The sequence below is a fragment of the Staphylococcus gallinarum genome (genome assembly GCF_029774255.1).
In the GTDB taxonomy this organism is placed as follows: Bacteria; Bacillota; Bacilli; order Staphylococcales; family Staphylococcaceae; genus Staphylococcus; species Staphylococcus gallinarum.
This window is the reverse complement of sequence record NZ_CP069082.1, coordinates 960511-975270: the sequence shown is the minus strand read 5'-3', so window position 1 is coordinate 975270 and position 14760 is coordinate 960511. Positions and strand designations below refer to the sequence as shown.

Below are 14760 nucleotides of genomic sequence, written 5' to 3'. Positions count from 1 at the left end.
ACTATTCTACCATATTGGAACCGCTTTAAATACCATTTAAAGTAAAAACCATCTTGAATTGACGCATTATTTTATGCCTGTCCAAGATGGTTCTTCTTTAATTTATTTATTAAGCTTTTTTAATAGTAATTGTCCAAGAAGCATCGTCTAGTTGTTCATAATTTGTAACTGGATAACCTTGTTCAGCAGCCCAATTTGGTAGTGCTTCTGTTGCTTGCGTACAATCGAAATCAATTTTCAATTCATCACCATTATCTAATGTGTCCATTTTTTTCTGAGCTTCAATTAATGGGAACGGACAAACCATACCTACTGTACCTAATTCATATACCATAGTTATTATCTCCTTTAACTTTAAGTCATTTGTGTTCCTGAAGTAACTGTATTTTTATTATTTACTTGTGATTTTTGTGCTTTTTTCATAGGTCTTATAAATAAAAAGTAACTCATTGTCCATGCGCCTAATATCATCGATGCCAATGCAATCCAGCCTTTCCAAGACATTGTCGCTGTCTCTACTAAGCCATTACCAATTGAACATCCACCAGCTACTGACGCACCAAATCCCATCAACACACCACCGATAACACTATTACGTATTGTCGCTTTATCTGGAAGTCTCCATTTAAATTCTCTTGATCCTCTAGCTGCAATATAAGAACCTAGGAAAATTCCTAAAACTAAGAATACGCCCCAGTCTAGTAACTTTGTATCACCTGTAACGAGAAATTGAATTATATTTGCTGATGGTGTCGTTATACCTAAACCATACATTCTACCTGTTGTCTCACTGACTGGCCATGCCAATAATGCAATTAATCCAACAGCAATTGCGGCAACAAAAGGATGGTATTTCTTTTCAAATAGTAAATGTCTAACTCCAGTGAATTTTTGTTTTAATTGTGGTACTGCAAATTTAGGTTTTGGCTTACGTAATGTCTTAACCACTACAAATACAGTAATAATTGTTAATATTAACACCCAAATCCAAGTTGGAATGCCTGTTGTTTGTGCCATACTTGTATTGACATTAGTTGGTTTATTTAAGCCATTCATTAATGGCAATAAAATCCCAAATTTAGTTGCTGCTGATGTAAATGCATATGCTGCAAGTGCTAACCAACTACCAATTAAACCTTCACCCGCTCTGTACCATGTACCTGTTGCACATCCGCCAGATAAGATAATCCCTATACCAAATATAAATGATCCAATAATAGTACCTATTAATGGGTATGATGCTGTTGGTATTTCAACAATTCCAGTTGACGTAAGAATCAATAGACCTATACTTTGAACCGTAATTGCGATTAATAATGCATAAAACATTTTATTGTTTTTTTGTACATACATATCTCTAAAGCCACCTGCTAAACAAAACCGTGTGCGTTGCATTACAAAACCTAATAGTGCACCTACAATGAGCCCACTAAAAATTAACCAAGTCATTCAATAACCTCTTTCCCCGATAAAATCAATAAGATTAATAATATTAGAATCAGAGTAACTTTTCAACCTCTTAGCTCATTTTATATATTTAATATATTTAGAAATAGAAATTTTAGTAAATAATCGATGATTTATGATTTTATTTAAATCTTCATCACTTAATTTGTTTTTTATTTTTTGGTTTATCTCAGGGATAGTTTCTGTTTCAAATAATTCATTTTAAAATGTCTTATTTATTGTAGTAATTACATTTAAGAACTGCGAATTGTTTGCGAGACACCTGAGGGAGTAAGATGAGTGTCGAGACCGAGACTCGCTACCTTAGGAAAGCAAGCAATAACAAGCCCATCAAAAATCTTTGATGGGCTTAATGCTAGGTATTTATGTTCTAGAGGCTTGATTAATATATATTTGGTTTTTATATATAAAGTTAACTTACTTTTTTTATTTTTCTATTCATCGTAATTTTTTGATAATCTATTTTATCATTACTCATTAATAAAGCACCTAGACAAACAAGGACAATAATAATTAGCGACATCACAATATAAGTGTTTTGAAAACCGATAATTACATAAAGTTTCCCCATTACTAAAGAGAAAAATGCCACCCCTAATTGCTTCGCTACATTAAATGCAAGCATGTAAACTGTAGCAGATAGTCTAATATCAAATGTACCTACGATATATTTCATTATAGAAACTAACATTAGTGGCATTTCTATCGCTGCTAATAGTCTAAAGAATGATAGTAACCAAACTTCATCTGTGAATGCCGTACCTATGACCCTCAAAAATAAAATAATACCAAATAAGAATAAGCCATTCTTAGAACCTATTTTATTAATTATCCATGGCATAAATATCATAACAACCGCTTCAATAAAAATTTGAGTTGAAGTTAATTTACTAAATAATGATTCCCCATTACTTTGATTTGTAAAAAATTTAACAAAATAATTAGGAAACTGTTGATCAAATACATCATATAAACTGGCACTACCAATAATTAATAAACACAATCCCCAAAAACTTTTATTTTTAAATAACTTTAGAATCGTATTTTTATTTACATATGCTCTTTCATTTTTCGTTTTATCATCCTTTTGATATTCAAATGCGTTAACTTTAACAGACCAGAGAATAATACCAAGTAATAGTGCTACTATAGTACATACCCAAAATATACTATTGGGCTGTTTCACAAACATAATGCCACCAATAAATGCGAACGAACCGCCAGCAATTGAACCAAATAATCTTGCATGGCCGTATTCAAAGTTATTTGCTCGGCTCGATTTTTCACAATATGATTCGACGACCCCCACACCACTATACAAACACAAACTAATAAATGAACCACCTAATACACTACCTAACAGCACATTCATATTGATTAATGGAATAAAAGCATATTCAAAAAATGGTCCTATTAGCAGTAAGCAAAAAATAACAAATGCAAACAAATACTTTTTTAATCCTAATTTATCTTGTATGACGCCATAAATTGGTTCAAGTACAATTGCTACAATAGACATTGTTGAAAATACAATTCCAGCTTCTGCTGTGTTTAAATGTGCTACTCTATTTAACCACAATGGCAAAAATGTAATGATTAATGTCCAGATAGCAAAATAAGAGAAATTAATGCCACCAAATCTCCAAAATGTAATACGCTTTAAATTAATCAATGGCATCACTTCCAATTACCTTGGTAGAATGAGGTGTTGAACGCGTATCAACAACAGGTGAACCAAAATCCGGCCAACCATTATACCATTCTATTAATTGCGCACGTGCATGACGATTTGGATCATACAATGGATCGCCCTCAATCTCTGTATAATTTCTAGCATGATAGACCAACACATCATGCAAGTCATCTTTAGATTTTGTAAATGAATTATGTCCTGGACCGTATTGTCCATTTTCAATAGCACTTGTAAATACAGGTTCTTCAACTTTATCCCAAGCATTAACATCTAATAGATTACTATCTACAGAAGCAACAAGCATTCCCATACAGTAATCAATACCTGTTGCACTCGCAGAATATGTTAAAAATATACGTTGCTCTTTTATTAAAATGGCCGGCCCTTCATTTACCCAAAAACCCTTACACTCCCAGTCATATTCGGGTATCGTTAACATTGTTGGTGACCCTTTTAATGTCCATGGATTTTCCATTTCAGAAATATAGATATTTGAGTGTCCTGGTATCTCTATATCTTGTTGTGCCCAAACATAATATAAACGCCCATTTAATTCAAAAACGGTTGCATCCAGCGAAAATGTTTCCCATCCTGTATCTATTTTCCCTTTATCTATCCAGTTATCTGTAAGTGGGTCATCATTACTATTCTCTAAGACGAACATTCTATGATTAAATGTATCATCCTCAATGTAATCATTTGGTGCTGCTGCATAATAGATAAACCATTTATCATTTATTTTATGAATTTCAGGTGCCCAAATCAATGCGCTTTTTTCTCCATCTAAATCTTTAGTCCATACAACATGTTCTTTTGCTTCATTTAGCTCATTCAATGACGATGCTTTCCTCAAAACAATACGGTCATATTTCGGATAAGAACCAGTAAAATAATATGTTCCTGATTCCTTAAAAACAAACGGATCTGCTCTCTGTATTACAATTGGATTGTTTATCTGCTCCATAAAATCCCCCTTAACCCCTTTTTTATGAAAACGTTTACAATTACAATGTATTATATTTGTCCGTATAAGTCAATATATTTTAATCTTTGTCCGTACAAATAAAAGATAATATTGAAATCTTTCTTTAACAAAAAGTAAGTCAAAAATAAACGAGTTTACTTATCTCTATTAAATAAGTAAACTCGTTTGTTAAAATTATTTGTTACTATAATTTTTCATAAAAAATAATAATGATTGTAATTCTATACCTAAATCAATATGATGAACTTGCACATCAGATGGCGTAGATACACGACTTGGTGTAAAGTTTAATATCCCCTTCACTCCAACATCTACTAACTTATCTGTTACTTGCTGCGCAACATCTTCAGGTGTAGTAAGGATTACGATATCTATTTGTTCACGTTCTAGAACCTCGGTAATATCTGCATAATTACTAACACTTACTTGACCGATTTCAGTACCTATCACATCTTCTCGTATATCAAAAGCTTCCGTTATTGTCATTTCATCATGGATTGAGAAATTGTAAGTTAACAATGCTTTACCTAAGTTCCCAACACCAACAATGGCAATTTTAATTTCATCATTTTCACTAATTTCATTTTTGAAAAAGTGTAATAAGCTATCGATATTATAGCCATAACCCTTTTTTCCTAGTTCTCCAAAATATGAAAAATCACGACGAATAGTTGCAGAATCTATATTCAATCCTTCGCTGATTGCCTTTGAATTCACTCTATCTATACCTTTTGATTTTAATGTATTGACGAATCTGTAGTATAACGGTAAACGTTTCAACGTTGCACGAGGAATCTTATCGCTTTGATTAGCCAAGATCATGTCCCCCTAATTTAAATAATAATACTAAATAATCTAATAATTACTACAACATTATACATTAATGATATATAAAAATAAACACTGATAGTTTTATCCATACGCTTTATACGGTAAAATAGATTTTGAATAGAGAGGTGCAAATTCGAATGATATTATTACAATTAAACGATATTACAAAATCATTCGACGGGGATGATATTTTCAACAACGTAGATTTAGAAGTTAAGACGGGGGAACGTATCGGTATTGTTGGACGTAACGGAGCTGGTAAATCTACATTAATGAAAATTATTGCAGGTGTCGAAGATTATGATTCTGGACATATATCAAAAATTAAAAATTTAAAAATGGGTTATTTAACACAACAAATGACTTTAAATACCAATCAAACGGTAATCGCAGAAATGACGAAGCCCTTTGAACATATTAAAGAAATGCAAGAACAAATGAAATTTGAAACAGATTGGTTAGCTAAACATGCAGAGGAATATGATACTGACGAATATAAAGCACATATTGCGCGCTATGAAAGTATCTCAAACCAATTTGAGCAACAAGAAGGCTATCAATATGAAAGTAAAATTAAAACTGTATTACATGGATTAAACTTTACGGAAGATGATTTCAATCGACCAATTAACGATTTCAGTGGTGGACAAAAGACTAGATTATCTTTAGCTCAAATGTTATTGAATGAACCTGACCTGCTACTATTAGATGAACCTACTAACCACTTAGATATGGAGACGACACAATGGCTTGAAAGTTACTTAAATTACTTTAAAGGCGCTATTATCATAATCAGTCATGATAGGTACTTCTTAGACAAAATTGTTAATCAAATATATGATGTCGCACTTGGTGATGTACAACATTATGTTGGAAATTATGGTCAATTCATTGAACAAAGAGATAAATATTACCAAAAAAAGATGCAAGAGTATGAAAGTCAGCAAGCAGAAATTAAAAAATTAGAGACATTCGTAGAAAAAAATATCGCTCGTGCATCAACTTCGGGTATGGCAAAAAGCCGACGTAAAATGTTAGAAAAGATCGAACTTATTAATAAGCCTATCTTAGATGCTAAAAGTGCAAATATTGAATTTGATTTTGAACGCAATACGGGTAACGATGTTTTTCATATAAAAAATTTAGCCATTGGTTACGACGAACCAATCACTTCAAATATCAATTTAGAAATTACCAAAGGTGATCATATCGCGATCATTGGACCAAATGGTATTGGTAAATCTACGCTGATCAAAACTATAGCAGAACGCCAACCAAAAATTTCAGGCGACATCACTAAAGGTGCAAACTTAAAGATTGGCTATTATGACCAAAAGCAAGCAGAATTTAAATCAACAAAATCAATTCTTGATTATATTTGGGATCAATACCCTACCATGAATGAAAAAGATGTTCGAGCAGTATTAGGCAGATTTTTATTTGTACAAGAAGACGTAAAAAAAGTTATCAATGATTTATCAGGTGGAGAAAAAGCACGTCTACAACTTGCACTATTAATGCTGGAACGTAATAATGTATTAATTTTGGATGAACCGACTAACCATTTAGATATTGATTCTAAAGAAATGTTAGAGCAAGCTTTATTAAATTTCGATGGTACATTGTTATTTGTTTCCCACGATCGCTATTTTATCAATCAATTAGCTAACAAAGTATTTGATTTAGACACAACGGGAGGCACGCTCTATTTAGGTGACTATCAATATTATGTTGATAAACTAGAAGAAACTGAAGCATTAAAATCTAAGCATGAACAATCACAGGTAGAACAACAAATAGACAATACACCTAAAACAAATAATTACATTGATCAAAAGCAACAAAAGAAAGAACAGCGACAAATCACTCGTAAAATAGAACAATGTGAATTAGCAATTGAAGATTACGAAGCACAAATCGATGATTTAAACGTTCAACTCACTAAACCTGAAATTTTTTCAAATCCAGATAAAGCAAATGATATTGCAATAGCAAAAGCAGAAACCGAACAAAAATTAGAACAGGTTATGTCAGAATGGGCAGAATTACAAGAATTATTACAATAATATCCTGACTTACACTTAAGCCAATGTATATTTTAATACATCGGCTTTTTTCATAGGATATATTTTACACTTTTTTATACACAATAAAAATCCTTGAATTGTAAGCTATCCACAAAGTTATCCTAGTTATACACAGGTAAAAAGTAACTTTTATTGCTGTGATTTTTTGGAAATACACTCCATATCCACATTAATCTTCTTATTTATCCACAACTTATGCACTTATTGTTAATAAGTACGCACGTTCCCTATTGACATTGTTCAGACGTTTTAATATTAAGAACCCACATTGTTATCTCTTTATATGAATGTCATAATAAAAAAGGACTTCACTATATAGAGAGAAAGGACTGTGTTTCACCATGCCCACGATTTTGTGGTTCTTTATTGCTTTTGTTCTAGCTAGTTTAATTATTGCGATTATTTCTAATATCGTAATTAATTACCGTCTTAAGAATGATATTAAAAACTTATGGTATAGACAAAAACCACTAGAGTGCTTTATTCGTCCATACCATCGTTATCATTATCAATACGATACATTCAAACATCAGCATCAATCAGACAAATTAATCGATGATAAAACATGGTCTGATTTAAATATGGACCAGTTATTTCAAAATATAAACTTTAATTTCACTTCTATTGGTGAAATGCGTTTATACGCTACTCTAAGGCAAATGTATCAAGTGAAGAATGAATCATTAATCAAGCGATTTAAATCAAATGTATCATTCAGAGAAAATGTCTCCATTCACTTAGCAAAATTAGGTAAATCAATTTATCCATTGTTTCCTAATCAGTTAGTATACATACAGCGAAATAATTTTTATATGGCCTGTACTTACCTACCATTTATCTTTCTCATATTATCTATATTCAATGCTAAATATGGATTATTACTTACCATAGCTTCACTATTATTTAATATGGTATTGAGTGGAACGATTCGCAAAACATTTGACCAAGATTTAAATTCTATATTCTATACTTCAAATGTAATTAAACGTGCTTATGATATTCACAAAATAGATGGTACACCAGAAACAGCTGTGAATTTTAAACACTTTGTAGTAGCACGAAAGTTCAGTGGTTTATTAGGGAGAGCTAATTCTAATGATGAAACCTTCATACTTATTATGTTAATTAAGTTAATATTTATGTTTGATTATCATGTTTTCCATCTCATTCAAAATAGCTTTAAAAAATATGAATCCGAAGTCATGGCATGCTATGACTATGTTGCAGAAGTAGATAATCATTATGCAGTAGCATTGTGGCGAGAAACGTTAGATGAATATTGCTTACCTCAAGTTGTAAATCATCAAGAAGTGACCTTTGAAGGATTGACCCATCCCTTAATTCCAAATGCTGTACCAAATACTTTGAATGTTGATAATCATATTTTATTAACTGGTTCAAATGCTTCAGGAAAATCAACATTTATGAAGGCAATCGCCTTAAACCTAATTACAGCTCAAACTATTCACACTGCAACAGCAACTATATTTAAATATCAACCAGGTTATGTCTATACATCAATGGTTAACCAAGATGATATTCTTTCTGGTGACAGTTACTTTATGACCGAAATAAAGTCAATCAAACGCCTATTTGATTTAACACTAACTGACCATATTTATTGCTTTATAGATGAAATATTTAAAGGAACAAATACCACTGAACGTATAGCAGCGTCTGAAGCAGTACTCAATTATTTTGACCAACAAGATGGTTATACAGTTATTGCTGCAACGCACGATATTGAATTATCTGAACTATTAGATCATCAATATTCCAATTACCATTTCAATGAATCCATTTCAGGTAACACAATAGACTTTGATTATAAGATTAAATCTGGAAAAGCTGACACACGAAATGCTATTGAATTATTACGTATCACTGACTTTCCAAATTCTATTTATGAACGCGCAAAATCGACAACACAATAACTTTACTTTGTATAAATAATTAAGCTACACGTTAGTTGAAATTGCCAAATACTTCTTACCTAAGTTCAAAGTTAAGACGGTGTACTTACTTAATACAACATGACACTCTGTTACAAAAATATAAAAATCCAGCAAATGAGCCATTTCATTTGCTGGATTTTGATTTAAATTTTTATATTTATATTTCAATTTGCAACTGAATTTAATTTCTTAAATAGTAAGATCGATGCAAGATCAAATTAATGTTATTCAGCATTAATCATCCAAGTAACCCCAAATGGATCATTAAACATACCATATAATTCTGACCACTCTGTCTTACCTAAAGGCATCGTTGCTTCACATCCCGCTTCTACTGCCTTATTAAAGAAGTCTACTGCACGTTTTTTCGCTGCTTCATCTGATTGATCAAATGTGAATGCAACAATCGCACCACTGTTATCAATTTTTTTATTTTTCCATGTATCACTACAATAAAATGTTTCGCCAAACACTTCAAATGAGGCATGCATAGTGAAATCCGCATCTACTTTATATTCATCTGGCATGTCGTCAAACATCTCATTGTCTCCACCTAAGCGTTGGATATTTGTTGCTCCTAAATGCTTTTCATAGAAATTTAATGCCGCTAAGCTATTTTGAAAATTAAAATATTGAACTGCTTTCATAAATAAGTCCCCCTAATTTTTATCCTTTGCTATGTTTTTTATATTTTGATACTAAAATGTTTATACCCATTTTAACTAAATTTAAATATTACAATTCTTTGCATAAATTAAAAAGATAGTTCGCAACAAAGGCAAACTATCTTATCTAGCATACAAATTCTATTTAAAAAACTTATTGTGAAAAGAGTTCAATATCCATATTACCAAAGCCATTTAGCGCTAGGTCAGCAGTCGCACTCTCTATATATAGATAATACCCTGCCGCTCCTATCATCGCAGCATTGTCTGTACATAACTTAGGACTCGGTATAGCTAAACTAATATTATTTTCTTTACAGGCTTCATTTAAAGACTGTCGTAATCCTTTATTACTAGCAACTCCGCCAGCAACGATCAAGTTTTGTACGTGATATGCATTGCATGCAGCTATTGTTTTACCAACAAGTACCTCGACAACACTGTTTTGAAAACTTGTTGCCACATCTGCATTATTTATAGTTTCACCCTTTTGCTTCAAATTATGAAGTTTATTGATGACTGCACTTTTCAGACCACTAAAACTAAAATCATAGCTATCTTTTTCTAGCCATACACGCGGAAATTCATATACATCCGCACCTTGTGCAGCTAATTTATCTACTTGTGGACCACCAGGGTAGCTTAAACCAATTGTTCTTGCTACTTTGTCATATGCCTCACCAACTGCATCATCCCTCGTTTCACCTATTACTTCAAAGTTCAAATGATCCTTCATATAAATTAATTCAGTGTGACCACCAGAAACAATAAGTGCAATAAGAGGAAACTGAAGCGGCTCTTCTAAGTGATTGGCATAAATATGTCCTGCAATATGATGGACAGGTATAAGTGGTTTATCATATGCAAAGGCTAGTGCTTTAGCAGCATTAATGCCCACTAATAGTGCACCTATTAATCCAGGACCCTGTGTAACTGCTATCGCATCTACATCTTCCATGTTGATACCTGCTTCTAACAACGCTTCATCAACAGTTGTAGTTATACCTTCTACATGGTGTCTACTAGCTACTTCAGGTACAACCCCACCAAAACGCTTATGGCTGTCAATTTGACTTAATACGATGTTACTCATTATTTGTGTGCCATTTTTTATAATACTGACACTTGTTTCATCACAGCTTGATTCAATTGCTAATATAACCGTATCTTTATTCATTTAAATTCACCCACATGACTAACGCATCCTCACCTTCACCGTAATAATTTTTGCGCTTTCCTCCATATTGAAAACCCAAATTTGTGTACACATGTTGTGCTACCGTATTTTCTACTCTTACTTCCAAACTCATAACATCGCATTTTGATTGTGCATAATTCATGGCGTATTTTAATAATAATTGTCCTAAACCATAACCTCTAAATTCTTTATCTATAGCTACAGTAGTAATTTGCGCTTGATCAATAACTATCCAAATGCCTATATATCCAATGATTTGTGCATCATATTCAATTATGAAATAATTTGCAAATTCATTCTTTTCAATTTCATGGAAAAAAGCATCAATTGACCAACTACTATCATTAAAACTAGCCCGCTCTATATCAAATACTTGTGGTACATCATCCTTTGTCATAAATCGTATATTTAATTCTTGTTCTGTTGGTTTAACCAATTTCTCTCAGCCTCTGATAATTTAATATAGTTTGGTGTGAATTCATGCACATTTTCGGGTGACTCGAGCATTTCTATCATATATTTTGCTTGGGGTATATTTGCAACACATTTACCATCTAGATGTATCTGCAAATGGTCTGTGTCAGGTCCAACAAACGTATAATCTTCCCCCAGTTCATGTAATGCTTGTAGTAATTGAGTAATTGGCAAATATTGGTCTTCAATAACAGTTACAAGTTGTTGATCAACATATTTATACACACCTGTATAGACCGCTTCTCGTCTCGCATCAAACACAGGTACAATAAGACCTTGTTCATTTTTTGCAGTTGCTGCAAGCGCCTTTAATGAAGAAACACCGTATAATTTAGCATTCATTGCATAGGCTAATGTTTTAGCAACTGTTACTCCAATTCTTAATCCGGTATAAGAACCAGGTCCTTTTGCTACAACGATACCATCTATTGCACTTTTATCTAAACCACTATCTGCTATAACTTGCTTAATCGACGGCATTAATTGTATGGAATGATTCTTTTTAATATTCGTATTAATCTCACTTAGCGTTTCTTTATCTTGTACCACTGCCACTGATAATGGTTGATTCGATGTATCAATCAAAAGATAGTTCACGTTCAACTGCCTCCTTTATTTTTTGATAATGCGTACCGTGCCCTTCTATCGTAATTGCTCTTTCATGTTCTGAGATTGTATGAATATTAATTGTTAAAAATTCTGATGGGAGAAATTCTGCAATAAATTGACTCCACTCGATAATGACTACAGCATTATCCTCAAAGTATTCATCAAACCCTAAATCTTCATCGGATTCTTCTAATCTATAACAATCCATATGATGTAATTTAACATCGGTTCCTTGATAAGACTTAATAATATTAAATGTTGGTGAATTGATATTTCTACGAACACCGAGTCCTTTACCAATAAATTGTGTAAGTGTTGTTTTGCCGGCACCTAAATCGCCATTAAGCAAGATTATATCTTGTGCACTTACATGTTTCACTAATACTTTAGCAAAATGTTCCATTTCGTCTAAATTTTTTATCTTAATCATCGTTAAACTCCTTTACACGTCAGTAACGCATGGTTATTCGCACCTTGTATTTCAAAATAAAAATATACTGACATTTACATCTGAGCGCATTTTAACTATTATGCTCCATGAATTAAATGACTTACCTATAATAAATTACATTATTGATTTTTCTGATCAGCTTGTACATCACATGCTAAATTTAGATTAAGTACATCCGTCTAGATAATAGAAATTGTGTATTACGCGTTAACCTCTAGTCAATCATAGGAATTAGCAAGCATAATGTCTAATAAATTAACTCCTATATTTTAACAAATTTTAAGTCACTTTACTTCAACATAATATAACTAATTCAATAAATTGTAGTTATTTGAATTGTAAGAAAATTACAAATAGTTATTGACATCATCACATCGATGTAGTAAATTTAATTTATCAAATTTTTAGATATTTCTAACAAATCAAAAAATAAACCATTCTATCGAAAGGAGCATAATAAAATGATGCAAAGTACAATGCAATATCAACCGACAACTTCAAATATTTTAGTCATTTTATTATGCTCGTAGGACTGGAACTTTAGTAAAGAAATTACTAAGAGTTTAAGTCCTCTTTCTAGTTGAATGGGACTTAAAAACGTCCCAATTATTATTGGGACGTTTTTTTATTTTCAATTTTATGGGGGAATCAAACATGAGAAGCGATATGATCAAAAAAGGAGATCATCAAGCTCCAGCAAGAAGTCTTTTACACGCTACGGGCGCTTTAAAACAGCCTACCGATATGAATAAACCTTTCGTAGCAATCTGTAATTCCTATATTGATATTGTCCCTGGACATGTTCACTTACGAGAATTAGGAGATATTGCTAAGGAAGCAATTAGAGAAGCAGGTGCGATTCCTTTCGAATTTAACACAATTGGTGTTGATGATGGTATTGCCATGGGACACATTGGCATGAGATATTCACTTCCATCACGAGAAATCATAGCAGACGCTGCTGAAACAGTTATCAATGCACACTGGTTTGATGGCGTATTTTATATTCCAAACTGTGACAAAATCACTCCAGGAATGTTGCTAGCATCTGTAAGAACAAATGTACCAGCAATCTTTTGCTCAGGTGGTCCAATGAAAGCTGGATTATCTTCTCAGGGTAAAGCCTTAACATTATCTTCGATGTTCGAAGCTGTTGGTGCATTTAAAGATGGTTCAATTTCAAAAGATGAATTTTTAGACATGGAACAAAATGCCTGCCCTACTTGTGGTTCTTGTTCAGGAATGTTCACAGCTAACTCAATGAACTGTTTAATGGAAGTATTAGGATTAGCATTACCTTATAACGGTACTGCATTAGCAGTCAGCGAACAACGCCGTGAAATGATAAGAGAAGCAGCATTCAAATTAGTAGATAACATTAAAAATGATTTAAAACCAAGAGATATCATCACTGAAGAAGCAATTGATGATGCATTCGCATTAGACATGGCTATGGGTGGTTCTACAAATACTGTATTGCACACATTAGCAATCGCTAATGAAGCAGGTATTGATTATGATTTAACAAGAATTAATGAAATTGCTAAAAAGACACCTTATTTATCAAAAATAGCTCCAAGTTCATCATATTCAATGCACGATGTTCATGAAGCTGGCGGTGTTCCTGCAATCATCAATGAATTGTTCAAAAAAGAAGGTACATTACATCCTGATAGAATAACTGCAACTGGTCAAACCTTACGACAAAATAATGAAAATAAAGAAATTTTAAATAGCGACGTAATTAGACATCTAGACAATCCGTATGACAAACAAGGTGGACTATCAATCTTATACGGAAATATAGCTCCTAAAGGTGCAGTCATAAAAGTTGGTGGTGTTGATCCATCTATCAAAGTATTTAAAGGAAAAGCAATTTGTTTCGATTCACATGACGAAGCTGTTGAAGCAATCGACAATCATACTGTTAGAGAAGGACATGTCGTAGTAATTAGATATGAAGGACCTAAAGGTGGACCTGGAATGCCTGAAATGCTAGCACCTACTTCTTCAATCGTTGGTCGTGGGTTAGGTAAAGATGTTGCCTTAATTACAGATGGTCGATTCTCAGGTGCAACAAGAGGTATCGCTGTAGGACATGTATCTCCTGAAGCAGCAGCTGGTGGACCTATCGGATTAATCAACGATGGTGATGAAATTACAATTGATTTAACCAATCGTACATTAGATGTTGATGTATCTACTGAAACATTAGAAGCTAGAAAGCAAGACTTAAAACCATTTAAAGCAAAAGTTAAATCTGGTTACCTTGCACGTTATACAGCATTAGTTACAAGTGCAAATACGGGTGGAATTATGCAAGTACCTGAAAACCTTATCTAAGG

General features: G+C 32.7%; 13 protein-coding genes. 3 read left to right on the top strand and 10 right to left on the bottom strand.

Annotated elements, in window-relative coordinates; genetic code table 11:
• Positions 1-109: 109 nt before the first annotated feature.
• The 5 genes from JN168_RS04400 to JN168_RS04380 form a co-directional block, all read right to left on the bottom strand.
• Positions 110-334 (bottom strand): sulfurtransferase TusA family protein, encoded by a 225-nt coding sequence (locus JN168_RS04400; RefSeq protein ID WP_042739407.1) that lies wholly within the window; start codon positions 332-334, stop codon positions 110-112.
• 20 nt (positions 335-354) lie between these two features.
• Entirely contained in the window at positions 355-1449 is a 1095-nt protein-coding gene (locus JN168_RS04395; RefSeq protein WP_107512832.1) for a YeeE/YedE family protein, read from the bottom strand.
• 430 nt (positions 1450-1879) lie between these two features.
• Positions 1880-3139, bottom strand: coding sequence for an oligosaccharide MFS transporter (locus tag JN168_RS04390; RefSeq protein WP_229366859.1), 1260 nt, complete (start codon positions 3137-3139; stop codon positions 1880-1882).
• The gene (locus JN168_RS04385) at positions 3132-4124 is read right to left on the bottom strand and encodes a glycoside hydrolase family 43 protein (protein ID WP_229366858.1); all 993 of its coding nucleotides are present in this window, start codon (positions 4122-4124) and stop codon (positions 3132-3134) included. Before JN168_RS04385 ends, JN168_RS04390 begins: the two co-directional genes overlap by 8 nt.
• Before the next feature lie 195 nt (positions 4125-4319).
• A complete protein-coding gene (locus JN168_RS04380; protein ID WP_107512835.1) occupies positions 4320-4967 on the bottom strand; it encodes a redox-sensing transcriptional repressor Rex in 648 nt (215 codons plus the stop codon).
• A 146-nt stretch (positions 4968-5113) separates the two neighbouring features.
• Between JN168_RS04380 and JN168_RS04375 the strand changes: the two genes are divergently transcribed.
• Together JN168_RS04375 and JN168_RS04370 are read left to right on the top strand one after the other, a co-directional pair.
• Complete coding sequence (locus tag JN168_RS04375; RefSeq protein ID WP_229366857.1) at positions 5114-7042, top strand: ABC-F family ATP-binding cassette domain-containing protein; 1929 nt, start codon at positions 5114-5116, stop codon at positions 7040-7042.
• Positions 7043-7404: 362 nt separating this feature from the next.
• Positions 7405-8997, top strand: coding sequence for a MutS-related protein (locus tag JN168_RS04370; RefSeq protein ID WP_279526201.1), 1593 nt, complete (start codon positions 7405-7407; stop codon positions 8995-8997).
• 245 nt (positions 8998-9242) lie between these two features.
• Here the strand turns inward: JN168_RS04370 and JN168_RS04365 are convergent, their stop codons facing one another.
• The 5 genes from JN168_RS04365 to tsaE form a co-directional block, all read right to left on the bottom strand.
• Positions 9243-9665: a VOC family protein gene (locus JN168_RS04365; protein ID WP_042739413.1), complete on the bottom strand. Its 423-nt coding sequence runs from the start codon at positions 9663-9665 to the stop codon at positions 9243-9245.
• Positions 9666-9837: 172 nt separating this feature from the next.
• Positions 9838-10860: a tRNA (adenosine(37)-N6)-threonylcarbamoyltransferase complex transferase subunit TsaD gene (gene tsaD / locus JN168_RS04360; RefSeq protein WP_229366855.1), complete on the bottom strand. Its 1023-nt coding sequence runs from the start codon at positions 10858-10860 to the stop codon at positions 9838-9840.
• On the bottom strand, positions 10853-11278 hold the full coding sequence (gene rimI / locus JN168_RS04355) for a ribosomal protein S18-alanine N-acetyltransferase (protein WP_371663842.1): 426 nt from the start codon (positions 11276-11278) through the stop codon (positions 10853-10855). Before rimI ends, tsaD begins: the two co-directional genes overlap by 8 nt.
• 11 nt (positions 11279-11289) lie before the next feature.
• Positions 11290-11952 carry a tRNA (adenosine(37)-N6)-threonylcarbamoyltransferase complex dimerization subunit type 1 TsaB gene (gene tsaB / locus JN168_RS04350; RefSeq protein ID WP_042739416.1) on the bottom strand — a complete coding sequence of 221 codons (663 nt, stop codon included), beginning with the start codon at positions 11950-11952 and terminating at the stop codon, positions 11290-11292.
• Positions 11933-12394 carry a tRNA (adenosine(37)-N6)-threonylcarbamoyltransferase complex ATPase subunit type 1 TsaE gene (gene tsaE, locus JN168_RS04345; RefSeq protein ID WP_042739417.1) on the bottom strand — a complete coding sequence of 154 codons (462 nt, stop codon included), beginning with the start codon at positions 12392-12394 and terminating at the stop codon, positions 11933-11935. Before tsaE ends, tsaB begins: the two co-directional genes overlap by 20 nt.
• A gap of 675 nt (positions 12395-13069) precedes the next feature.
• Between tsaE and ilvD the strand changes: the two genes are divergently transcribed.
• Complete coding sequence (gene ilvD, locus JN168_RS04340; RefSeq protein WP_042739418.1) at positions 13070-14758, top strand: dihydroxy-acid dehydratase; 1689 nt, start codon at positions 13070-13072, stop codon at positions 14756-14758.
• Positions 14759-14760: the final 2 nt, after the last annotated feature.